Annotated in this window: 19 protein-coding genes and 1 pseudogene; 12 read left to right on the plus strand and 8 right to left on the minus strand. The window is 72.2% G+C overall.

Annotated elements, in window-relative coordinates; all coding sequences use genetic code 11:
• The first annotated feature begins 32 nt into the window (after positions 1 to 32).
• The 6 genes and pseudogenes from scy to ACIPPS_RS01615 all read left to right on the plus strand — a co-directional run bounded on the left by scy (position 33) and on the right by ACIPPS_RS01615 (position 9,315).
• Positions 33 to 4,358 carry a polarized growth protein Scy gene (gene scy / locus ACIPPS_RS01590; protein WP_401425512.1) on the plus strand — a complete coding sequence of 1,442 codons (4,326 nt, stop codon included), beginning with the start codon at positions 33 to 35 and terminating at the stop codon, positions 4,356 to 4,358.
• A gap of 114 nt (positions 4,359 to 4,472) precedes the next feature.
• Entirely contained in the window at positions 4,473 to 5,411 is a 939-nt protein-coding gene (locus tag ACIPPS_RS01595) for a cellulose-binding protein (RefSeq protein ID WP_352191692.1), read from the plus strand.
• Positions 5,412 to 5,501: 90 nt separating this feature from the next.
• On the plus strand, positions 5,502 to 6,467 hold the full coding sequence (locus ACIPPS_RS01600; RefSeq protein WP_401425516.1) for an ABC transporter ATP-binding protein: 966 nt from the start codon (positions 5,502 to 5,504) through the stop codon (positions 6,465 to 6,467).
• Positions 6,468 to 6,470: 3 nt separating this feature from the next.
• Positions 6,471 to 7,250, plus strand: coding sequence for an ABC transporter permease (locus ACIPPS_RS01605; protein ID WP_401425518.1), 780 nt, complete (start codon positions 6,471 to 6,473; stop codon positions 7,248 to 7,250).
• 122 nt (positions 7,251 to 7,372) lie between these two features.
• Positions 7,373 to 8,505, plus strand: a pseudogene (locus ACIPPS_RS01610) (ABC transporter ATP-binding protein); the annotation flags it as partial.
• A 30-nt stretch (positions 8,506 to 8,535) separates the two neighbouring features.
• Positions 8,536 to 9,315 carry an ABC transporter permease gene (locus tag ACIPPS_RS01615; RefSeq protein ID WP_401427150.1) on the plus strand — a complete coding sequence of 260 codons (780 nt, stop codon included), beginning with the start codon at positions 8,536 to 8,538 and terminating at the stop codon, positions 9,313 to 9,315.
• 98 nt (positions 9,316 to 9,413) lie between these two features.
• Here the strand turns inward: ACIPPS_RS01615 and ACIPPS_RS01620 are convergent, their stop codons facing one another.
• Positions 9,414 to 9,740, minus strand: coding sequence for an ATP/GTP-binding protein (locus ACIPPS_RS01620; RefSeq protein WP_401425521.1), 327 nt, complete (start codon positions 9,738 to 9,740; stop codon positions 9,414 to 9,416).
• 197 nt (positions 9,741 to 9,937) lie between these two features.
• On the opposite strand from ACIPPS_RS01620, the gene ACIPPS_RS01625 reads away from it, so the two are divergent.
• Complete coding sequence (locus ACIPPS_RS01625) at positions 9,938 to 10,972, plus strand: LLM class flavin-dependent oxidoreductase (RefSeq protein WP_401425523.1); 1,035 nt, start codon at positions 9,938 to 9,940, stop codon at positions 10,970 to 10,972.
• A 105-nt stretch (positions 10,973 to 11,077) separates the two neighbouring features.
• Here the strand turns inward: ACIPPS_RS01625 and ACIPPS_RS01630 are convergent, their stop codons facing one another.
• Positions 11,078 to 11,470, minus strand: coding sequence for an SCO5389 family protein (locus tag ACIPPS_RS01630; protein WP_315892763.1), 393 nt, complete (start codon positions 11,468 to 11,470; stop codon positions 11,078 to 11,080).
• A 228-nt stretch (positions 11,471 to 11,698) separates the two neighbouring features.
• Here ACIPPS_RS01630 and nucS point away from each other — a divergent pair, with 228 nt between their 5' ends.
• Entirely contained in the window at positions 11,699 to 12,370 is a 672-nt protein-coding gene (gene nucS / locus ACIPPS_RS01635) for an endonuclease NucS (RefSeq protein WP_401425525.1), read from the plus strand.
• 80 nt (positions 12,371 to 12,450) lie between these two features.
• Here the strand turns inward: nucS and ACIPPS_RS01640 are convergent, their stop codons facing one another.
• From ACIPPS_RS01640 to ACIPPS_RS01650, 3 genes are all read right to left on the minus strand, one after another.
• Positions 12,451 to 14,982: an ATP-binding protein gene (locus tag ACIPPS_RS01640; protein ID WP_401425527.1), complete on the minus strand. Its 2,532-nt coding sequence runs from the start codon at positions 14,980 to 14,982 to the stop codon at positions 12,451 to 12,453.
• Between the two features lie 274 nt (positions 14,983 to 15,256).
• Entirely contained in the window at positions 15,257 to 15,580 is a 324-nt protein-coding gene (locus ACIPPS_RS01645) for an STAS domain-containing protein (RefSeq protein WP_401425529.1), read from the minus strand.
• 126 nt (positions 15,581 to 15,706) lie between these two features.
• Positions 15,707 to 16,555, minus strand: coding sequence for a 3-hydroxyacyl-CoA dehydrogenase family protein (locus ACIPPS_RS01650; RefSeq protein WP_401425532.1), 849 nt, complete (start codon positions 16,553 to 16,555; stop codon positions 15,707 to 15,709).
• Between the two features lie 247 nt (positions 16,556 to 16,802).
• Between ACIPPS_RS01650 and ACIPPS_RS01655 the strand changes: the two genes are divergently transcribed.
• A complete protein-coding gene (locus ACIPPS_RS01655; protein ID WP_401425534.1) occupies positions 16,803 to 17,375 on the plus strand; it encodes a cob(I)yrinic acid a,c-diamide adenosyltransferase in 573 nt (190 codons plus the stop codon).
• Here ACIPPS_RS01655 and ACIPPS_RS01660 read toward each other — a convergent pair.
• Complete coding sequence (locus tag ACIPPS_RS01660; protein WP_401425537.1) at positions 17,292 to 17,933, minus strand: hypothetical protein; 642 nt, start codon at positions 17,931 to 17,933, stop codon at positions 17,292 to 17,294. The two genes, ACIPPS_RS01655 and ACIPPS_RS01660, sit on opposite strands and share 84 nt — an antisense overlap.
• 155 nt (positions 17,934 to 18,088) lie before the next feature.
• Here ACIPPS_RS01660 and ACIPPS_RS01665 point away from each other — a divergent pair, with 155 nt between their 5' ends.
• The 3 genes from ACIPPS_RS01665 (at position 18,089) to ACIPPS_RS01675 (ending at position 21,981) form a co-directional block, all read left to right on the plus strand.
• Positions 18,089 to 19,309, plus strand: coding sequence for a sensor histidine kinase (locus ACIPPS_RS01665; RefSeq protein ID WP_401425540.1), 1,221 nt, complete (start codon positions 18,089 to 18,091; stop codon positions 19,307 to 19,309).
• Entirely contained in the window at positions 19,297 to 19,947 is a 651-nt protein-coding gene (locus ACIPPS_RS01670) for a response regulator (RefSeq protein WP_401425542.1), read from the plus strand. Before ACIPPS_RS01665 ends, ACIPPS_RS01670 begins: the two co-directional genes overlap by 13 nt.
• A gap of 183 nt (positions 19,948 to 20,130) precedes the next feature.
• Positions 20,131 to 21,981 carry a glycosyl hydrolase family 18 protein gene (locus ACIPPS_RS01675; RefSeq protein WP_401425545.1) on the plus strand — a complete coding sequence of 617 codons (1,851 nt, stop codon included), beginning with the start codon at positions 20,131 to 20,133 and terminating at the stop codon, positions 21,979 to 21,981.
• A 66-nt stretch (positions 21,982 to 22,047) separates the two neighbouring features.
• On the opposite strand, the gene ACIPPS_RS01680 is transcribed toward ACIPPS_RS01675, so the two are convergent.
• Together ACIPPS_RS01680 and ACIPPS_RS01685 are read right to left on the minus strand one after the other, a co-directional pair.
• Complete coding sequence (locus ACIPPS_RS01680; RefSeq protein ID WP_401425547.1) at positions 22,048 to 22,494, minus strand: DUF2550 domain-containing protein; 447 nt, start codon at positions 22,492 to 22,494, stop codon at positions 22,048 to 22,050.
• A 144-nt stretch (positions 22,495 to 22,638) separates the two neighbouring features.
• Entirely contained in the window at positions 22,639 to 23,013 is a 375-nt protein-coding gene (locus ACIPPS_RS01685) for a F0F1 ATP synthase subunit epsilon (protein WP_137993315.1), read from the minus strand.
• Positions 23,014 to 23,058: the final 45 nt, after the last annotated feature.

Raw genomic sequence — 23,058 nt, forward strand, 5'->3', positions numbered from 1 at the left:
GTTGAGAGCTCGGGGAAGGATGGGACCGCGCAGTGCGGGGCTACGAACGCCAGGAGAGCCACCGAGCTGAAGACGACCATCTCTCGCGGTTCGAAGCCGAGATGGACCGGCTGAAGACCGAGCGGGAGAAGGCCGTCCAGCACGCCGAGGACCTCGGTTACCAGGTCGAGGTGTTGCGCGCCAAGCTCCACGAAGCGCGCCGCACCATCGCGTCCCGCCCCGCGTACGACAGCGCGGACATCGGCTACCAGGCCGAACAACTCCTGCGCAACGCGCAGGTCCAGGCCGAACAGCTGCGCCAGGACGCCGAGCGCGAGCTGCGTGACGCCCGCGCCCAGACCCAGCGCATCCTGCAGGAGCACGCCGAGCACCAGGCCCGGCTCCAGGCCGAGCTGCACGCCGAGGCCGTCCAGCGCAGGCAGCGTCTCGACCAGGAGCTCGCCGAGCGCCGGCAGACCGTCGAGGCGCACGTCAACGAGAACGTCGCCTGGGCCGAACAGCTGCGCGCCCGTACGGAGTCGCAGGCCCGCCGCCTCATGGAGGAGTCCCGCGCCGAGGCCGAGCAGGCGCTCGCCGGCGCCCGCGCCGAGGCCACCCGGCTCGCCGAGGAGACCCGCCAGCGGGTGGGGTCGGAGGCCGAGACGGCCCGTGCCGAGGCCGAAGCGATTCTGCTGCGCGCCCGCAAGGACGCCGAGCGTCTCCTCAACGCCGCGTCCACGCAGGCCCAGGAGGCCACCAGCCACGCCGAGCAGCTGCGTTCGTCGACCACGGCGGAGACCGAGCAGGCCCGGCAGCAGGCCACCGAACTCTCCCGCGCCGCCGAGCAGCGGATGCAGGAGGCCGAGCTCCGGCTCCGCGAGGCCCGCTCGGAGGCCGAGAAGGCGCTCGCCGAGGCCAAGGAGGCGGCCGCCCGGCAGCTGTCGTCGGCGGAGTCCGTCAACGAGCAGCGCACCCGTACGGCGAAGGCGGAGATCGCCCGGCTCGTCGCCGAGGCCACCAAGGAGGCCGAGAGCCTCAAGGGCGAGGCCGACGAGAAGCTGCGCGAGGCCACCGCCGAGGCCGAGAAGCTGGTCTCGGAGGCCGCCGACAAGGCCCGTACGGTCGCCGCCGAGGACTCGGCCGCCGCCCTCGCCAAGGCGGCGCGGACCGCCGAGGAGGTCCTGACCAAGGCGTCCGAGGCCGCCCAGGAGACCACCCGCAAGGCCTCCGAGGAGGCCGAGCGCATCCGCCGCGAGGCCGAGGCCGAGGCGGACCGGCTGCGCGACCAGGCCGAGGAGCAGGCCGACGAGCTGCTCGGTTCGGCCAAGGACGACACCAAGGAGTACCGCGCCAAGACCGTCGAGCTGCAGGAGGAGGCGCGCCGGCTGCGCGGCGAGGCCGAGCAGCTGCGGGCCGAGGCGATCGCCGAGGGCGAGAAGATCCGCGGCGAGGCCCGGCGCGAGGCCGTCGGCCAGATCGAGGAGGCGGCCAGCACCGCCGAGGAGCTGCTGACCAAGGCCCGTACGGACGCCGACGACCTGCGCGCGAGCGCGGGCGCCGAGGGCGAGCGGGTCCGCTCGGAGGCCATGGAGCGCGCGCAGACGCTGCGTACGCAGGCCGAGGAGACGCTGGAGCGCACCCGCGCCGAGGCCGAGCGGATGCGGGCGGAGGCCGAGGAGCAGGCCGAGTCGGTACGGGAGGCGGCCGAACGGGCCGCGACCGAGCTGCGCGAGGACGCCGAGCGCGCCGCCGCCGCCCGCCGCGAGGAGGCGGCCGAGGAACTGACCCGGCTGCACACCGAGGCCGAGACACGGGTGGAGAGCGCCGAGCAGGCGCTGACCGACGCCCGTGCCGAGAGCGAGCGGCTGCGGCGCGAGGCCGCCGAGGAGACCGAGCGGCTGCGCACCGAGGCCGCCGAGCGGATCCGTACGCTCCAGGCGCAGGCCGAGCAGGAGGCCGAGCGGCTGCGTACCGAGGCCGCGTCGGACGCGTCGACCGCGCGGGCCGAGGCGGAGGCGTCGGCCGTACGGCTGCGCACGGAGGCGTCGACGGAGGCCGAGCGGCTGAAGTCGGAGGCCCAGGAGACCGCCGACCGGCTGCGGGCCGAGGCCGCGGCCGCGGCCGAGCGGGTGGCCGCCGAGGCGGCCGAGGCGCTGGCCGCCGCGCAGGACGAGGCCAACCGGCGGCGCCGGGAGGCCGAGGAGACCCTCGAGTCGGCCCGTTCCGAGGCGGACCGGGAGCGCGAGCACGCCCGCGAGCAGTCCGAGGAGCTCCTCGCCTCCGCCCGTAAGCGGGTGGAGGAGGCGCAGACCGAGGCGCAGCGCCTGGTCGAGGAGGCGGACCGGCGGGCCACGGAGATGGTGTCCGCGGCCGAGCAGACGGCCAAGGAGGTACGCGACTCCGTCGCCGGTCTCCATGAGCAGGCCGAGGAGGAGATCGCCGGCCTGCGCAGCGCCGCCGAGCACGTGGCGGAGCGCACCCGCACGGAGGCGCAGGAGGAGGCGGACCGGGTCCGCGCCGACGCGTACGAGGAGCGGGAGCGGGCGACCGAGGACGCGAACCGGGTCCGCACGCGCGCCCAGGAGGAGTCGGAGGCCGCGAAGGCGCTGGCCGAGCGGACGGTCGCGGACGCGATCGCCGAGTCGGAGAAGCTGCGCACGGACACGGCCGAGTACGCCCAGCGGGTACGGACCGAGGCGTCGGACGCGCTGGGGTCGGCCGAGCAGGACGCGGCGAGGACCCGCGCGGACGCCCGCGAGGACGCCAACCGGATCCGTTCCGAGGCGGCGGCCGAGTCCGAGCGGCTCACCACCGAGGCGGAGGAGCTCGTCGCGCTCGCCCGCACGGAGGGCGAGCAGATCCTGGACGAGGCCCGCAAGGCGGCCGACAAGCGGCGCGCGGACGCCGCCGAGCAGGCGGACACGCTCATCACGGAGGCCGCGGGCGAGGCCGAGCGGCTGACGGCGGAGGCGGAGGCGCTGCGGGCCGAGGCCGCGCAGCTGAAGACGGACGGCGAGGCGCACGCGCAGGCGCTGCGGGTCGCCGCGCTCGCCGACGGCGAGCAGGTCCTGGACGAGGCGCGCAGGGCGGCCGACAAGCGGCGGTCGGACGCGGCCGAGCAGGCCGACGCGCTCATCGGCGAGGCCACGCGCGAGGCCGACCGGATCACCGCGGAGGCGGTGGCGCTCCTGGAGTCGACCGAGCAGGACGCGCAGCGGCTGCGGACCGAGGCCGAGCAGGTCAAGGCGGACGGCGAGGCGCAGGCGGAGGCGCTGCGGGCCGCCGCGCGCGCGGACGGCGAGCGGGTCCTCGACGAGGCCCGCAGGGCGGCCGACAAGCGGCGCGCGGACGCCGCCGAGCAGGCGGACACGCTCGTCCGCGAGGCCACGAGCGAGGCGGAGCGGATCACCGCGGAGGCGGCCGACGAGGCGGAGCGGCTGCGGGCCGAGGGCGCGGAGACCGTGGGGCAGGCCCAGCAGGCCGCCGAGCGGATCCGGGCGGAGGCCGAGCGGGTCAAGGCGGACGCCGAGGCCGCCGCGGAGCAGATGCGTTCCGAGGCGCGCGAGGAGGCCGACCGTACGCTCGACGAGGCGCGCGAGGCCGGCGCGAAGCGCCGTTCGGACGCGGCCGAGCAGGCCGACCAGTTGATGGCGAAGGCCCAGGAGGAGGCGCTGCGCGCCACCACCGAGGCCGAGGCGCAGGCGGACACGATGGTCGGCGCGGCCCGTCAGGAGGCCGACCGGATCGTGGCCGAGGCGACGGTCGAGGGCAACTCGCTGGTGGAGAAGGCCCGTACGGACGCGGACGAGCTCCTGGTGGGCGCGCGCAGCGACGCGACGGCCATAAGGGAGCGGGCGGAGGAGCTGCGGGTCCGTATCGAGGGCGAGATCGAGGAGCTGCACGAGCGGGCGCGGCGCGAGACGGCCGAGCAGATGAAGACGGCCGGCGAGCGGGTCGACAAGCTGGTGAAGGCCACGGAGGAGCAGCGGGCCGAGGCCGAGGCGAAGGCCAAGGAGCTGGTCTCGGACGCGAGTTCCGAGGCGAGCAAGGTCCGGATCGCCGCGGTGAAGAAGGCCGAGGCGCTCCTGAAGGAGGCCGAGCAGAAGAAGGCGTCGCTCGTCGCGGAGGCGGAGAAGCTCAAGGCGGAGGCCGAGAGCGAGGCCGAGGCGATGATCTCCGAGGGCAAGCGCGAGCTCGATGTGCTCGTGCGCCGTCGCGAGGACATCAATGCCGAGATCTCCCGTGTCCAGGACGTCCTCGAAGCGTTGGAGTCTTTCGAGGCACCGTCCACAGGGGCGAAGTCCGCCGGTGCGATGGACGCCAAGGCGGGTGTTGCGGCGGGGGCGACACGTTCGAGTGGCAAGTCGTCCGACGGCTAGCCACTCAAAAGGCTGGACATTCTCCAGATCAAACGGGCATCCGCTCGATGACACGCCGCTTCGGCCCCTAGGATTCCCCCTAACACCTCACCGGTCTCATTCGACAGGAACCCCATGAGCGACACTTCCTCCCCCTTCGGCTTCGAGCTCGTGCGGCGTGGTTACGACCGCGGTCAGGTGGACGACCGCATTACCAAGCTCGTCGCCGACCGTGACAGTGCTCTGGCCCGAATCACCTCTCTGGAAAAGCGCATCGAGGAACTCCACCTCGAGACGCAGAACGCCCAGGCCCAGGTCACCGACGCCGAGCCGTCGTACGCCGGGCTCGGTGCGCGCGTCGAGAAGATCCTCCGCCTCGCCGAGGAGGAGGCGAAGGACCTGCGCGAGGAGGCCCGTCGCGCCGCCGAGCAGCACCGCGAGCTGGCCGAGTCGGCCGCCCAGCAGGTGCGCAACGACGCCGAGTCGTTCGCGGCGGAGCGCAAGTCCAAGGCCGAGGACGAGGGCGTTCGGATCGTCGAGAAGGCGCAGGGCGAGGCCAACTCGCTGCGCGCCGAGGCGCAGAAGGACGCGCAGTCCAAGCGCGAGGAGGCGGACGCCCTCTTCGAGGAGACCCGCGCCAAGGCCGCCCAGGCCGCCGCGGACTTCGAGACCAACCTGGCCAAGCGCCGCGAGCAGTCGGAGCGCGACCTGGCTTCGCGTCAGGCCAAGGCCGAGAAGCGTCTCGCCGAGATCGAGCACCGCGCCGAGCAGCTCCGCCTGGAGGCCGAGAAGCTCCGTACGGACGCCGAGCGTCGGGCCCGTCAGACGGTGGAGACCGCGCAGCGCCAGGCCGAGGACATCGTGGCCGACGCGAACGCCAAGGCCGACCGGATCCGCTCGGAATCGGAGCGCGAGCTCGCGGCGCTGACGAACCGCCGCGACTCCATCAACGCCCAGCTGACCAACGTCCGCGAGATGCTGGCGACGCTGACCGGTGCCGCCGTGGCGGCCGCCGGTTCGCCGATCGACGACGAGCCGGCCACCCGTGGTGTCCCGGCCCAGCAGACCCGCTAGTCAGCCTTCTCGGTAACGAGTCGGCGACGCGTCGAGAAACCCTCCGTCATTCCGGTGGCGGAGGGTTTTTCGCGCCCGTAGGTTGTACGCATGATCGAGCTCGAGGCCCTGACGAAACGGTTCGGATCGAAGACGGCGGTCGACCATCTCTCCTTCCAGGTACGGCCGGGCATGATCACCGGCTTCCTCGGGCCCAACGGCGCGGGCAAGTCGACGACCATGCGGATGATGCTCGATCTGGACAACCCGACGAGCGGTACGGTCCGCATCGACGGCAAGCACTACCGCGAGCTCCAGGAGCCGCTGAAGTACATCGGGGCGCTCCTCGACGCGAAGGCCATGCACGGCGGCCGGTCGGCGTACAACAATCTGCTCTGCCTCGCCCAGTCGAACCGGATTCCGCGGAGCCGGGTCGGCGAGGTGCTCGACCTGGTCGGTCTGACGTCGGTCGCGAAGAAGAAGTCGAAGGGCTTCTCCCTCGGCATGGGCCAGCGGCTCGGAATCGCCTCGGCGCTGCTGGGTGATCCCGAGATCCTGATGTTCGACGAACCCGTCAATGGTCTGGACCCCGAGGGAATTCACTGGATCCGCAATCTGATGAAGGCGCTCGCCGCCGAGGGCCGGACGATCTTCGTTTCCAGTCATCTGATGAGTGAAATGGCACTGACGGCCGATCACCTGATCGTGATCGGGCAGGGAAAGCTGCTGGCCGACACCTCGATGGCGGATTTCATCCACCAGAATTCGCGGAGCTATGTCCGGCTGCGGTCGCCGCAGCAGGAACGGCTGCGGGACCTCCTGCACGCCAACGGCTACACGCCCGTCGAGGCGGGGAACGGCACGCTGGAGGTGGACGGCGCCACCACCGAGAAGGTCGGTGAACTGGCGGCCGAGCACCGGCTCGTCCTGCACGAGCTGAGTTCGCAGCGCGCCTCCCTGGAGGAGGCGTTCATGCAGATGACCGCCGGCGCGGTGGAGTACCACGCGCACGGCACGGACGTGCACGGGGCGGCCGCGCCCGGCCCCCGCTGGGGCGACACCACCAAGGGAGCCTGAACGATGGCAGCGGTATCGGCGGTCCTCCAGTCGGAGTGGACCAAGATCCGGACGGTCTCGTCGACGGTCTGGACCCTGGCGAGCGCGCTCCTGGTGACGGTGGCGATGGGCGCGGCCCTCAGCGCGCTGCTGAAGTCGACCTTCAGCGATCTCTCGGAGGCCGAGCAGGCGACCTTCGACCCGACCTTCGTCAGCTTCTCCGGGATGATCCTCGGCCAGCTGGCCATGGTGGTCTTCGGTGTCCTGGTGGTCGGCACGGAGTACAGCTCGGGCATGATCCGTACCTCGCTCGCGGCCGTGCCGCAGCGGGCGACCTTCATCTTCTCCAAGATCGCGGTGGCGGGTGCGCTCGCCCTGGGCGTCGGTCTGGCGACCAGCTTCCTGTCGTTCTTCCTGGGACAGGCCCTGCTCGGCGAGCACCGTACGACGCTCGGCGCGGACAACGTGCTGCGGGCGGTCGTCGGCGGCGGGCTCTACATGGGGCTGATCGCGATCTTCTCGATGGGTGTGGCGACGATGCTGCGCTCCTCGATGCTGTCGCTCGGCATCCTGGTGCCCTTCTTCTTCCTGGTCTCGCAGATCCTCTCGGCGGTCCCGAAGGCCAAGGAGGTCGCGCTCTACTTCCCCGACCAGGCGGGCTCCAAGATCATGCAGGTGGTGCCCGACGCCATGAACACGGAGGAGGCGCCGTACGGCCCCTGGGGCGGTCTCGGGATCATGCTGCTCTGGGTGGCCGCCGCGTTGCTGGGCGGCTACCTGGTCATGAAGAAGCGGGACGCGTAGCGCGTCCCTGACGATTTCCGCTTGGCCGGAACCGTCAACCCCTGGATAAGCTCCTAGCTCATACGGGGGCCAGGCCGTCGGCCGGCGGCCCCGACGACCTGACCTGTCGATGGGGCTGGAGAATGATCGAGGCAGTCGGCCTGACGAAGCGCTACGGCGCCAAGACGGCCGTGTACAACCTTTCCTTCCAGGTGAGGCCGGGTACCGTCACCGGCTTCCTCGGCCCCAACGGTTCCGGCAAGTCGACCACGATGCGCATGATCCTCGGGCTGGACCGGCCCACCTCGGGCCATGTCACGATCGGCGGCCACCCCTTCCGGCAGCTCCCGAACGCGCCCCGCCAGGTGGGTGCGCTGCTCGACGCCAAGGCCGTGCACGGCGGGCGGAGCGCCCGCAGCCATCTGCTGTCGCTCGCCCAGCTCGCCGGGATCCCCGCGCAGCGGGTCGACGAGGTGCTCGGGGTCGTCGGGCTCCAGGACGTGGCCAAGCGCCGCTCCAAGGGCTTCTCGCTGGGCATGGGGCAGCGTCTGGGCATCGCCGCCGCGCTGCTCGGTGACCCGCAGGTGCTGCTCTTCGACGAGCCGGTCAACGGTCTCGACCCCGAGGGCATCCTCTGGGTCCGCAACCTCATGAAGAAGCTCGCCGCCGAGGGGCGGACGGTCTTCGTCTCCAGCCACCTCATGAGCGAGATGGCGCTGACCGCCGACCACCTGATCGTGATCGGCCGGGGCCAGCTGCTGGCCGACATGAGCGTCAAGGACTTCATCTCGGCGAACTCCGCGGACTTCGCCCGGGTTCGCACCCCGCAGACGGAGCCGCAGCAGCGGGAGAAGCTGACGGCGACGCTGATCGAGGCCGGCGGCCGGGTGATGTCCGAGCCGGACGGCGCGCTGCGGGTGACCGGTCTGGCGCTGCCCCGGATCAGCGACCTGGCGCACGACGCGGACGTACGGCTCTGGGAGCTCTCCCCGCACCAGGCGTCGCTGGAGGAGGCGTACATGCGGATGACGCAGGGCGCCGTGGACTACCGCTCCACCGAGGACCAGCTGGCGCACCTCCAGCAGCCGCAGCCGCAGCACCTCCAGCAGCCGGCGCCGCCGGTGGTGCAGGACGTCCCGCAGCAGGGCTGGTACGCCCCGCCGCCGCCCGGACAGAACCCGTACGCGACGCAGAGCGAGCAGCCCGCCCAGAACGCCGAGGACGCCCGATGACCGCCCCCACTCCCCCTCCCGCTCCCACCGCGGCTCCCACTCCGCTGCCGTACTCGTACGTCTCCCCCATCCCGGTGCGCCGGGCGCACCTCGGGGACGCGCTGGCCTCGGAGTGGACCAAGATCCGCTCGCTGCGCTCCACGATGTGGACGCTGGGTGTGATGGTGCTGCTGATGCTGGTCGTCGGTCTCGGCGTCGCCGGGGTCGTGGCCACCGCCTCGGAGGTGCCCCCGCCGCAGGAGTCGGCGCTCGCGCTCGGCTTCTTCGGTGTGCTGCTCGGCTCGATCTGTGTGATCACGCTCGGGGTGCTGACCATCGCATCGGAGTACGGCACGGGCATGATCCGGACGACGCTGACCGCCTGCCCGAGCCGCGGCCGGGTGCTGACGGCCAAGGCGATCGTCTTCTTCCTGCTCGTCTTCACGATCACGACCGTCACGGCGACGGTGGTGGCCGTGGCACAGGTGGCGATGGTGCCCGCCGCCGCCGAGCCCACCTCGGGCGAGTGGCTGCGCGCGACGGTCGGCGTCGGCCTGTTCCTGGCGCTGCTCGGCCTGCTCTCGCTCGCCGTCGGCGCGATCATCCGGCACTCGGCGGGCGCGATCACGATCATGATCGGCGTGCTGCTGCTGCCGCTGGTGGCGGCCATGTTCATGTTCTCGGATTCGCTGGCCACGCTGCAGGACTGGCTGCTCGACTACGCGGTGCCGAGCCAGCTGATCGCGCTGTACGCGGGGAAGTCGGCGGTGGGCCAGTCCGGCCCCGCGGGATGGGACCCGGTGTGGATCATGGCGGTCATCGTGGCGGCGGTGATGGGCGGGGCGTACGCCCTGCTGAACAGCCGGGACGTCTGACCACCGCCGACACAGGATCCTGAATATCGGATCTCGGATACTGAATCTGGGATATCGGATCCTGGATATCGGATCCAATATCCCAGATTCAGTATCCGCTAGTACTTCGGCGCGTTACGGGACCGCTGCACCCTCGTGGTGCGGCGGTCCTTCGCGTTCCAGCAGGCCTTGTGCCAGTGGCGGCGGTCGTCCACTCCCCCGTACTCCGGCCAGGCCACCACGTGCGGCGCGCCGCCCGGGATCTCCTGGTCGCACCCGGGGCAGCGGTAGCGCTTGCCCGGGGAACTCGCGCCGGCCACGTGCCGGACGTACCACTCCTCGCCCTGCCAGGTCTCGCTGCGTTGTGAGCCGCCGTACCGGTCGTCCGCATCACCCTGACGATCGGGCTTCTCGCCGCCATGGGGGCGGTTGCGACGCGGGGACACCTGATCACCTCACGGGGCCGGGAACACAGAACGCTTTCTCCAGCCTACGGGCCGCGACGGAGTGACCTTCCCACCCGCCGAGCCGAGTTAGCGGAAAATCGCAACAACTTCCGTCATGCCCGTGCCTTTGGCACGTGTCAGACGTTGATGCCGGTACGAGGGGGAGAACCGCGTCGGCCGCAAGGAGGCAGAAGGCGATGCGCGTGGGTACGTTTGTTCTGGCCGCCCAGTTCCCGGGCCAGGGGCAGGGAGAGGCGCTGCACCGGGCGGTGCGGACCGCCGAGGTCGCCGAGGAGGCGGGGCTCGACTCCGTCTGGCTGGCCGAGCACCACTTCGTTCCGTACGGAGTCTGTCCGTCGGCCGTCACGCTGGCGGCGATGCTCCTGGGCCGCACCCGCCGGATCCGGGTCGGTACGGCGGTGAGCGTGCTGCCGACGGTCCATCCGGTCGCCCTGGGCGAGCAGGCCGCCCTGCTCCACCTGACCTCCGGAGGCCGCTTCACGCTCGGCGTGGGCAGAGGCGGACCGTGGGTCGACCTGGAGGTGTTCGGCGCGGGCCTGCGGGCGTACGACGAGGGCTTCCCCGAATCGCTCGACCTGCTGCTGCGCTGGCTGACCGAATGCCGGGTCTCCGCCGAGGGAGAACGATTCGCCTTCCGCGAGGTGGCCGTGGTCCCCCGCCCCGGCGAGCTGATCGGCGGGGACGCGTCGCCCGAGGTCGTGGTCGCCTGCACCTCCCCCAGGAGCGTCGAGCTGGCCGCCCGGCGCGGGCTGCCGATGCTGCTCGGGATGCACTGCGGCGACGAGGAGAAGGCCGAGATGGTGGCCGCGTGGGAACGTTTCTCCCGGGACGCCGGCCGCACTCCCGACGAGATCGCGCGGATCGGCGCGAACCATGTCTCGGCGGGCGTCGCCCAGCTCGCCGACGGTACGCGCGAGGCGTCCGAGGCGCTGGTGAAGGCGATGCCCGGCTGGCTGAAGCAGGGACTCGACGCCCATGTGACCGTGGACGGTCGGCACCGCTCGATGCGGGACCCCGTCGCGTACACGGAGCTGCTGTGCGGGCTGCACCCCGTGGGCACGCCGCGGCTCGCGGCCGACCGTCTCGCGGCGACCTCGGAGCGTACGGGCATCACCCGCTTCGCGCTGCTCGCCGAGGGCACGGGCGACCTCGCGGCCACCGAGGAGAACGTACGGCGGCTCGGAGCCGAAGTGCTCCCGCAGCTGGTCTGAGTCCATGGGACCGGGTCGTGCCGGGACGGGTGGCGATGCCGCCGCTCCGCATCTCTCGCATCGTTCGCGTCTCCCGCGATGCGCAGCGGCGGCACCCACCATGCCTCAGCAGTCGCGCAGTTCCGGCGACTGGTTGAGCAGCTGGCCCCGTACGGAGGTGAAGCGGGCGAGCCGCTCGTCCACCGCGGAGTCCAGCGGGAACACCGCGACGCGGTGGCAGTTCTGGAAGGCCAGACGCACCCCGAAGTGCCGCTGCAGCGCACCGCGGATGGCATCACTCGCGAGTGCACGCAGCAGCTGACCACGTGCCTGCTCGTTCGGCGGCGGCGTCTGGTTGTCGGCGAACTCGCCGCCGTCGACCTTCAGCTGGGCCACCAGAGAGCTGATCATCTCCCATGCGTAGGGCAGGGAGGTCCGGACGCAGTCGACGAAGTCGGCTTCGTCGACCTCGCCTCGCTCGGCCTGTTCCAACAGCGCCGGTGAGACGTCGAGCGACATGGGTTCTCCTCTCGCGACCCCGACGGGCGGGGTCTTACGGGCAGGGATGAAGGACCCCCGTGCGACACGCTGCGTGCACGGACGGCGACCTCCTGCTTCCACGGTAAGCGCGCGGTCCGGAGCGCACCAGGAGATTGGGAGCACAACCGGCCAATAAGTGACCCCCGTCCGGCGGGCGTTAAGAGCCGAATCGCGCGGAAGAGCGTGCGTCTTGTAGCGTTGCCGACCATGCGTCTCGTCATCGCCCGCTGTTCCGTGGACTACGCGGGCCGGCTCACGGCCCACCTGCCCTCCGCTCCCCGTCTGATCCTGGTCAAGGCAGACGGCAGCGTCTCCATCCACGCGGACGACCGGGCGTACAAACCGCTCAACTGGATGTCGCCGCCGTGCACCCTCAAGGAAGGGGTCGACGGTGAGACCGGCGTCTGGACCGTGGTGAACAAAGCGGGCGAGAAACTGATCATCACGATGGAGGAGATCCTCCACGATTCCTCGCACGAGCTGGGCGTGGACCCGGGCCTCATCAAGGACGGCGTGGAAGCGCACCTCCAGGAGCTCCTCGCGGACCGCATCGAGACCCTCGGCGAGGGCCACACCCTGATCCGCCGCGAGTACCCGACCGCCATCGGCCCGGTCGACATCCTGTGCCGGAACGCCGACGGTGCGACGGTCGCGGTGGAGATCAAGCGGCGCGGTGAGATCGACGGCGTGGAGCAGCTGACGCGCTATCTGGAGCTGCTGAACCGCGACCCGCACCTCGCGCCGGTGAAGGGCGTCTTCGCGGCCCAGGAGATCAAGCCGCAGGCGCGGGTGCTCGCGACGGACCGCGGCATCGACTGCGTGGTGCTGGACTACGACGCGATGCGCGGCATCGAGGACGACAAGCTGCGGCTGTTCTGACCCTTCGTACGGTCGTACGCGTACGGCCCCGGGTGCGGTGAGCGCGCCCGGGGCCGTCGTGTGTCGCCGTCGCGGCCGCGTCAGGCCGGGTTGCCGGTCGGGGTGTCGCCCGAGGCGGAGTTGCTGGCGGGCGGGTCCGGGGTCTCCGTGGTGGTCGGAGGCGTGGTGGTGGGCGTCGGGTCGGTCGGCGTCGGTGACGTCTTGGTCGGCGTCGGAGTCGGCTTGGGTGTCGTCGTCCGCGTCGGGCTCGTCGTCGGGCGCGGGGACGTCCTGGTCGGGCTCGGGTAGGCCGTAGTCGGCGCCGTCGTCGTGGGGGTGCCGGAGGTCGGCGTGGAGGGGGTGGCCGAGGTGGTGGCCCTGCCCGGGGAGGTGGAGACGGACGGGGTGGGCGAGGCGCTGCCGGAGGGACGGTCCGTCGCGTCCTCGGCCGGCTCCTCGGCCTCCAGGACGGGGTCGCCGGTCTCCTCGTCGGCCGTGCGGTCGGAGGTGACACGGCCGGTGCCCGGGTCCTCGGCGTCGCCGGAGGTGGCCCCGATGGTCACGACGGTGCCGAGCACGGCGGCCAGGAGCGCCCCGGTACTGACGGCGACGATGTTGCGGCGGGCCCCGGCGATGACGCCGGCGCGGCGGCCCCGCTTCGTGGCGCCGTCACTCGCGAGGGTGTCCGGGCGGGTGATGAGGGTCGGGCCCACGTCGGCGAAGTCCGGGAAGGCGGGGACGGGGGACGGTGTGGCGGCGGGCCGGGCGGCCGGCGGGGCGATGGCCTTCGGGACGCCGCGCGGCGGGGAGACGGGCCCGTCGGGGCGCGCGGCGGCAGGCGCGACGCCGTCGTGCGACGGGCCGCCGGCGCGGTCGGCGACCAGGGCGAGCGCCCGGCGGCCGGCGACGGTGCCGCGCTTGTCGGCGAGGACGCCGCGCATGCCGATCGACGCCTCCAGTTCGGCGCGGGCCCGCTCCAGGTTTCCGGCGCAGAGCGCGAGGACGCCCAACTCGTGGTGGAAGTAGGCCTCTTCGGCGACCTCACCGGCCAGCCGAGCGGCCTCCTGGCCGCCGCGCAGGACCCGCTCCCAGGCGCCCCAGTGGAGTCCGGCGGCGAAGGCGGGCGCGGCGCTGCGGGCGAGCAGGACGGCGGCGGCGGGGTGGTCGGGGTCGGCGCCGGGCACGAGCGCGGCCAGGGCGGCCAGCACGGCGTCGGCCTCGGCGACCGCGCGGGCCGGGGTGACGGAGGGGTGTCCGGCCCACCAGGCGTAGTGCTGGGCGACGGTGTGGGCGCGGGTGGTGGCGTCCTCGTCGTAGCCGTGGGCGAGGAGCTGGGTGAGGACGCCGGCGGCGAGGCGGTAGCGGGTGCCGACCGGGGAGAGCAGGCCGCAGGCCAGCAGCTCGCCGAGGGCCGCGTCCGCGTGGGTGTCGCCGACGAGCGCGGGCAGGTGGGCCTGGTGCGGCACCTCGCCGCCGAGGGCGACGGCGAACCGCAGGGTGTCCTGGGCGGAGCGGCTGAGCCGGGAGGCGAGCAGGGCCGCGGGGGCGGCGCCCTCGCCGAGGCTCGGCAGCGGTATCTCGCGCAGCTCGATGTCGGCGGGGTCCGGCGGGGAGGCGGCCTCGTCGGCCGGGCCGAAGGCGTCGTCGAGGGCGCCGAAGGCGTCGAACTCGGAGGGGACGGCGCCTTCGTGGGCGGCCGCCCCGAACGCGTCGAACTCGGCCGGGGTGACCCGGAGCCGGTCGCGCTGCCGGAGCAGGGCGCCCGCCTGGGCGAAGCGCAGCGGCAGGCCCTCGGACTCGAACCAGAGGTCGCCCGCCCAGTTGGCCTCGTCGTCGGTGAGCGGCCGGTCGACGGTGCGTTCCAGGAGTTCGAGGGACGCGGCGCGGCCGAGGCCGGCGAGGGCGAGCTCCTCGATGTGGGCGTCGGCCGACGGCGCCTGCACCTCGGGGGTGGCGGCCAGCAGGAAGGCGCACTCGGGCGCCGCGGTGAGCAGCTCGTCCAGGGGCGCGCCGCCGAACTCCAGGTCGTCGACGAGGACGACGGCGCCGATGTCGCGGACCAGGTCGAGCAGGCCCGGGCGGTCGGGCCGGTGGTCGGGAGTGTGCCGGACGGTGCTGAGGAGCTCGTACAGCAGCTCGGTGGGGGTGCGGTGGTGGCCGGAGAGGCGGACGACGCCGTCGGGCGCGAGGTCGGCGCAGTCGGCGGCGACCGCGTCGAGCAGGGCGGTGCGCCCGGAACCGGCGGGGCCGGTGAGCCGGACGGAGCGGCCGCGCGCGAGGAGCTGGACGAGCCGCTCGTGCTCCTCCTGCCGTTCGAGCAGCGGCAGCCGCGGGGCGGCGGGACCCGCCGGTACGGGCGGGGTGGCCGCGCGGGCGGCCTCGGCGCGCTCCTGCGCGGTGCGTCGGCGGGGCGGCTCGGGCTGCTCGCCGGGCGGACAGGTCTCGATCTCGCTGCCGTCGACGGGGTTGACGGTGAGCAGCAGGTCGCCGGAGACGAGGCGGGCGGTGCGGACGCGGGCGGCGGGTGCGGCGGCCGGTCCGCGGTCGGCGGCGGGGCCGCCGCGGCCGTCGCGGACGTCGTCGCCCTCGGTGTCGTGGCCGAAGTCTTCCGGCCCCCGGTTCATCGGGTCCATGGTCAAAGCCCCCCAAAAGCGGTGCGTGCGGAAGCCCCTCCGGCCTATCTGCACGCGCGCTGTCGCTTCTGGTCCGGTGCCCGCCGGGTGGGTTCGTCAATGGGCGGGCGACCGAACCCTAGACCTTCTTGGAGTATCCCGGAACATCCGGGGTGCCGCCCGGACCAAGACGTCACGGTCCGTCGAGGATTGGCCCGGGTCGCCGGTTTCGCACAGCGGCTTCACAACCGGTCCGGCGCGGACGCGCGGGTCCGAGGACGACGGGGGGGCGCCCTCAGACGCGGGGCAGCGAATCCGCCGCGAGTCCGCCCTCGATGGCGAGGATCCGGTGCAGCCGGGTCGCCACGAGGAGGCGCTGCATCTGGGGCGGCACCCCGCGCAGCACGAGCCGCCGTCCGCAGCGGCCCGCCCGCCGGTGTGCGCCCATGATGACCCCGAGTCCGGTGGCGTCCCAGGAGTCGAGACCGGTCAGGTCGAGCACGAGGTCGCCGACTCCGTCGTCGACGGCCGAGTGCAGGACCGTACGGGCGTCCGCCGCGCTACGGACGTCGAGGCGGCCCCCGACGACCAGCTCGACATGGTCGCCCCTGATGTGCATATGCGCTCCCCGGGAGTGCTCCGTCTTTGCAACAACTGACTGCCGTTGGCGCAGAAGCGTTGCGCCTTGTAAGCGAACTGATACCGAATTCACCCTGTGGGGTGATGGCCGCAGGGCCGTCGGTGATCAGTGCTCGTAGAAGCCCTGCCCGCTCTTGCGGCCGATGTCACCGGCGTCCACCATCCGGCGCATCAGCTCCGGCGGTGCGAACTTCTCGTCCTGCGACTCCGTGTAGATGTTGGAGGTCGCGTTCACGAGGATGTCGATGCCGGTGAGGTCCGCGGTGGCGAGCGGGCCCATGGCGTGACCGAAGCCCAGCTTGCAGGCGATGTCGATGTCCTCGGCGGTGGCGACGCCCGACTCGTACAGCTTCGCGGCCTCGACGACGAGCGCCGAGATGAGGCGCGTGGTGACGAAGCCGGCGACGTCGCGGTTGACGACGACGCAGGTCTTGCCGACCGACTCGGCGAACTCCCGCGCGGTGGCGAGGGTGGCGTCGCTGGTCTTGTAGCCCCGGACGAGCTCACAGAGCTGCATCATCGGGACCGGCGAGAAGAAGTGGGTGCCGACGACGGCCTCCGGACGCTCCGTCACCGCGGCGATCTTGGTGATCGGGATGGCGGAGGTGTTGGACGCGAGGACCGCGCCGTCCTTGGCGACCTTGTCGAGGGCGCGGAAGATCTCGTGCTTGACCTCGAGCTTCTCGAAGACGGCCTCCACGACGACGTCGGCGTCGGCCACCGCGTCGAGTTCGGTCGTGGCGGTGATCCGGCCGAGCGCCGCCTCCGCGTCCTCGGCGGCCAGCTTGCCCTTGGCGACGAAACGGTCGTACGACGCCTTGATGCCGTCGGTGCCGCGGGTCAGTGCGGCGTCGGTGACGTCACGCAGGACGACGTCCCAGCCCGCCTGGGCCGAGACCTGCGCGATTCCCGACCCCATGAGTCCGGCTCCGATGACGGCGAGCTTCCTGGCCACGTCTTCCACCCCTCCACACCTGTTCACTTCTGGCTCCTCGGCGGAGATTAGCGGGCGTAGGGCGGGAAGTGACCGTGAAGTAACGCGCGTCACGCCTGGTTTGACGGACGTCACACTCACGACAGGCCGGCTACCCCCGTACGGCGTACGTGAGGAGGGCGGCGGTGTCCGTGAGGAGGGCGGTGGTGTCCGTGACGGTCGGCACACGGACCCGTCCGGGGGCCGGGGCGTCACTAGGCTGGGTCCCATGGTCAATCTGACGCGTATCTACACCCGTACCGGCGACCAGGGCACCACCGCCCTGGGCGACATGAGCCGGACCGCCAAGACCGATCTGCGGATCTCGGCGTACGCCGACACGAACGAGGCCAATGCCGTCATCGGTACGGCCGTCGCCCTCGGGCAGCTCGACGAGGACGTCGTGACGGTCCTCGTCCGGGTCCAGAACGACCTGTTCGACGTCGGCGCCGACCTCTCCACCCCGGTCGTCGAGAACCCGAAGTACCCGCCGCTGCGGGTCGAGCAGAACTACGTGGACAAGCTGGAGGCGGACTGCGACCGCTTCCTGGAACGGCTCGACAAGCTGCGCTCCTTCATCCTGCCGGGCGGTACGCCCGGTGCGGCCCTGCTGCACCAGGCGTGCACGGTGGTCCGGCGCGCGGAGCGGTCCACCTGGGCGGCGCTGGAGGTCCACGGCGAGACCATGAACCCCCTGACGGCGACCTACCTCAACCGGCTATCGGACCTGCTCTTCATCCTTGCCCGGACGGCGAACAAGGCCGTCGGCGACGTGCTCTGGGTCCCGGGCGGGGAGCGCTGACTCCGGCCTGCGCTCCGCTTCGCCCGCCGGCGCCTTCTTCGGCCAGATCGCGTAGCTGAGCGCGATCAGGCCGTGGATGCCGGCCGTCCGCCAGGCGACGTGGATCCAGCCGCGCAGCGAGTCGGCGTTGCCGTCGTCGCCGACGTACCAGATCGCGAGCAGCAGCAGTCCGGAGGCCACCGCCGCCGCCGTCACCGAACCCAGCCAGACCTTGCCCTCGTGGCGGGCGCGCGCCATGCCGTGGCGCGGCGGCTTCACGGGCGGCGGTCCGCCGCCGAGACGGTGGGCGGCGTGCCCGTCGAGCCACTTCACGGTGCGGTGGCCGTGACCGACGGTGTAGCCGATGTACACCGCGGCGAGCCCGTGGCGCCAGCTCGGCTCGGCCCCGTCCTTGAGGTCCATCGCGGTGACGACGAACAGCAGGACCTCCAGGAGCGGCTCGCACAGCAGCAGGGCGAGACCCGTCCGGGGCATCTTCAGCAGATAGCGGGTGGCGAGACCGGCGGCGAGCAGGACCCAGAAGCCGACTTCGCAGATCACGATCAGCGTGACGATCACGGCGGCACTCCCTTTCGTACGACCCTTCCAGCCTCCCGTGGCGGCGGGCGCGGATCGTCGTCGCCAGTGACGACGTACGTCTACATCCTTCGGCGGAGGACCGGATCGGCCCGGGCGTCGAGGCCCGCGGGCTCCCTGGCGTGTTGGATGGACACGTGACACTCCCCCGCCCCCACCGTGACGACCTGCTGATCGCCGCGGGTGGTCTCGCCACAGGCCTGCTGATGTGGGGCTTCGGGCTGCACCTGCAGACCGGCCGCCTGATCGACGCACGGTGGGTGACGCTGATCCCGCTGTGCGTCATGGCCGCCATGGAGACCCTGCGCCGCTCGATGCCGCAGACCGCCCTGGTCGTCGGGACGCTCGCCCTCGTGGCGGACCAGTTCACCCCCGGCAGCCTCGTCACCGCGCTGATGTTCACGGACCTGGTCTACGCGGCGGTGGTCTACGGCACTCCGGCCTCCGCCCGGCGTATCCCGTACACGACCGGGCTCATCACCATCGGGGTGACGATCGGCTTCCTCGTCTGGTGGCAGAACGCCATCGCACTGCTCGTCGGCGTGATCTCGGGCATGGTGTCGTTCCTGCCCGCGATGACGGGCGCGGTCGTACGCAACCACCGCCAGGCCGCCGACGCCGCGCGGCTGCGTGCCGAACAGACCGCGCTGCTCGCCGAGATGGACCGTACGCACGCGGTGGTGGCCGAGCGGGCCCGGATGGCGCGGGAGTTGCACGACATGGTCGCCAACCACCTCTCCGCCATCGCGATCCACTCCACGGCCGCGCTGTCCCTGGACGACACGGCCACCACCCGGCAGGCGCTGACCGTGATCCGGGAGAACAGCGTGGAGGGGCTCGCGGAGATGCGCCGCCTCATCGGGCTGCTGCGGGACAGCAGCGGGGACGCCGAACCGACGGCCGCGCCGACCCTCGACGGCCTCGACGCGCTGGTCGGCCAGGCCAGGGCCAGCGGGGAGCCGAGCGGGCTGACGTTCACGCTGGGCGACGCCCGGTCGCGGGCGGGTGGTCCGCTGCCGGCGCCGGTCGAGCTGGCCGCGTACCGGATCGTGCAGGAGTCGCTGACCAACGCCCTGAAGCACGCGGCGCCGGGTGAGGTACGGGTGGAGCTCGACCGGCGTCGGGACGGGGCCCTGACCGTCGCGGTGACCAGCGCGCTCGGCGGACAGCGGCAGTCCGGGCCGCGGGCGCCCGGCTCGGGTGCGGGCCTTGTGGGGATGGAGGAGCGGGTGGCGCTGCTGGACGGCGAGTTCGAGGCCGGTCCCGTGACGGCGGACGACGGCCGGAGACAATGGCGGGTGCGGGCGGTCCTGCCCGTGGGGACGAGCGACAGGGAGCCGCAGGCATGGTTCGGGTGATCGTGGCCGAGGACCAGAGCGCGGTCCGGGCGGGACTCGTCCTGATCCTGGGCAGCGCGCCGGACATCGAGGTGGTCGGGGAGGCGGCGGACGGTGAGCGGGCGGTGGAGCTGGCCCGGGAGCTGCGCCCCGACCTGGTCCTGATGGACGTGCAGATGCCGCGGATGGACGGCGTGACGGCCACCCGGCGCGTGGTGGCGGAGGGTCTGGCCGACGTGCTCGTGCTGACCACCTTCGACCTGGACGAGTACGTCTTCGGGGCGCTGCGGGCCGGGGCAGCCGGCTTCCTGTTGAAGAACACCGAGGCGAAGGACCTGATCGAGGCGGTACGGACGGTGGCGCGCGGGGAGGGCCTGATCGCCCCGGCCGTGACCCGCCGGCTGATCGCCGAGTTCGCGTCCCCGCGCACCCCGGTGCGCCGGCCGGGCGCACCGGACCCGGCCGTGCTGGACGCGTTGACGCCCCGGGAGCGGGAGGTGCTCGCGGCGCTGGCGCAGGGTCTTTCGAACGCGGAGACCGCGGCGCTGCTCGACATGGCGGAGGCAACGGTGAAGACGCACGTCAGCAAGGTCCTGGGGAAGCTGGACGTCCGCAGCCGCGCGCAAGCGGCCGTACTGGCAAGGGAGTTGGGCGTCTGACGGGGCGTCTGACCCACCCGACGCCCACCGGCGGACCACCCGGCGCCCACTCCGCGCCCACGCACCGCCGACTTTGGTCTGGACCTCTTGACGATTGGTCCAGACCTTCCTAGTCTCGCGGAGCGCGCGCACGTTCACGGACCACCACCTCCGCATTGTCCGTCCGCAACTTGAGGAGCACCGTTGAGCACTCAAGCACCGACGCGCAGAACAGGGTTCAGACACCGGGCCGCAGCCGGTCTCACCGCCCTGATCCTGCCCCTGGCCGCCATGGTCGGCCTCGCCGCACCCGCCGAGGCCGCGACCGCGGCCACCGCCACGTACACCAAGGTCTCCGACTGGGGCTCCGGCTTCGAGGGCAAGTGGACGGTGAAGAACACCGGCACCACGTCGCTCTCCTCCTGGACCGTCGAGTGGGACTACCCCTCCGGCACCGCCGTCACCTCCGCCTGGGACGCCACCGTCACCAGCTCCGGCACCCACTGGACCGCGAAGAACGTCGGCTGGAACGGCACCCTCGCCCCCGGCGCCTCCGTCTCCTTCGGCTTCAACGGCTCCGGCTCCGGCGCCCCCAGCGGCTGCAAGATCAACGGTGCCTCGTGCGACGGCGGCAGCCAGCCCGGCGACAGCGCGCCGTCCGCTCCCGGCACGCCGGTCGCCTCCGACGTCACCAACACCTCGGTGAAGCTGACCTGGACCGCCGCCACCGACGACAAGGGCGTCAAGAACTACGACGTCAAGCGCGACGGCACCACCGTCGCCACGGTCACCGGGCTCACCTACACCAACAGCGGGCTGACCGCCGGCACCGACTACAGCTACACGGTCGTCGCCCGCGACACCGCCGACCAGACCGGCCCGGCCAGCGGCGCGGCGAGCGTCCGCACCACGGGAGGCGGCGGCGGCAACCCGCAGCCCGGCTCGACCGTGAAGCTCGGCTACTTCACCAACTGGGGCGTCTACGGCCGCAACTACCACGTCAAGAACCTGGTGACGTCGGGCTCCGCCCCCAAGATCACGCACATCAACTACGCCTTCGGCAACGTCCAGGGCGGCAAGTGCACCATCGGCGACGCCTACGCCGACTACGACAAGGCCTACACCGCCGACCAGTCCGTCGACGGCAAGGCCGACACCTGGGACCAGCCGCTGCGCGGCAACTTCAACCAGCTGCGCAAGCTCAAGGCCCAGTACCCGCACATCAAGGTGCTGTGGTCGTTCGGCGGCTGGACCTGGTCCGGCGGCTTCGGCCAGGCCGTGCAGAACCCGACCGCCTTCGCGCAGTCCTGCTACGACCTGGTGGAGGACCCGCGCTGGGCCGACGTCTTCGACGGCATCGACCTGGACTGGGAGTACCCGAACGCCTGCGGCCTCACCTGCGACACCAGCGGCCCGGCCTCCTTCAAGAACATGATGCAGGCCATGCGCGCCAAGTTCGGCACCACCAACCTGGTCACGGCGGCCGTCACGGCCGACGGGTCCTCCGGCGGCAAGATCGACGCCGCCGACTACGGGGGCGCCGCGCAGTACATGAACTGGTTCAACGTGATGACGTACGACTTCTTCGGTGCCTGGGCGGCGAAGGGTCCGACGGCCCCGCACTCCCCGCTGACCTCGTACCCCGGCATCCCGCAGGCGGGCTTCAACTCCGCCGACGCGATCGCCAAGTTCAAGGCGAAGGGCGTCCCGGCCAACAAGCTGCTGCTCGGCATCGGCTTCTACGGCCGCGGCTGGACGGGCGTCACCCAGTCCGCCCCGGGCGGCACGGCGACCGGCCCGGCGGCCGGCACGTACGAGCAGGGCATCGAGGACTACAAGGTCCTGAAGAACTCCTGCCCGGCCACCGGCACGATCGCCGGTACGGCCTACGCGCACTGCGGCTCCAACTGGTGGAGCTACGACACCCCGGCCACGGTCACGTCCAAGATGAGCTGGGCGAAGAACCAGGGCCTGGGCGGCGCGTTCTTCTGGGAGTTCAGCGGTGACACCAGCAACGGCGAGCTCGTCGGCGCCATCAACAGCGGCCTGAACTGACAGCGGGCCCGGAAAACGCGGCGGGGACGGTGCAGCACACCGTCCCCGCCGTCGTACGTGTTCGTGTCAGGCCACATTCACCCTCTGGCCGGGAGGCGCCGCCTCCAGCCAGGCGAGGAAGCCGGTCAGCGCGTCCTCGCTCATCGCCAGCTCCAGCCGGGTCCCCCGGTGCATACAGCCCTGGATCACGGCGTCGGAGAGGAGCGCGAGCTCCTCCTCGCCCTCGGGCATCCGCCGCTCCAGGACCTCGATGGCCGAGCGCTCCAGGACACGGCGGGGGCGGGGCGCGTACGAGAAGACGCGGAACCAGGCGATCTCGTCACCGCTGTAGCGGGCGACGCCGTACACCCAGCCCTTGCCGGCGGTGTCCGGCTCGTCCGGGACGTTCCAGCGCAGGGAGCAGTCGAAGGTGCCACCGGCACGCTGGATCAGCCTGCGGCGCAAGCCGAAGACGAAGAGCCCGATCACCACCAGTGCGACGACCAGTCCGCTCAGGAGCAGAGCGAGGAACATCTTCACCGACCTCCTCGCTGCGTCCCGTGACCGGCTTCGCCGGCGTAACCGAATACAACCTGCATCTGCATCGCCTCAGCCGCGACACGGTCTGGATGATTCCAGCCGTGCCGCGGCTGAGGGCACAACTCTCGGCGCGGTCCGCTAGCGAACCGCTACCGCGCGCAGACGGACGTCGGCGCGCCGCTCGGCGGCCGCGTCCGACTCCGACTTCGCGCGCTCCAGCGCACGCTCGGCGCGCTGGGCGTCGATCTCGTCCGCCAGCTCGGCGATCTCCGCGAGCAGAGACAGCTTGTCGTCGGCGAACGAGATGAATCCACCGTGGACGGCGGCGACGACGGTCGCGCCCTCACTGGTACGGATGGTCACCGGGCCCGACTCCAGCACACCGAGCAGCGGCTGGTGGCCGGGCATGACGCCGATGTCGCCGGAGGTGGTACGCGCGATGACCAGGGTGGCCTCGCCGGACCAGACACTCCGGTCCGCGGCGACCAGCTCGACGTGCAGCTCAGCAGCCAAGGGTGGCTCCTCGGGTCACCACCCGGCGGTACTGCCGGGTGTTGG

It is taken from the genome of Streptomyces sp. NPDC090127, assembly GCF_044746945.1.
Taxonomy (GTDB): domain Bacteria; phylum Actinomycetota; class Actinomycetes; order Streptomycetales; family Streptomycetaceae; genus Streptomyces.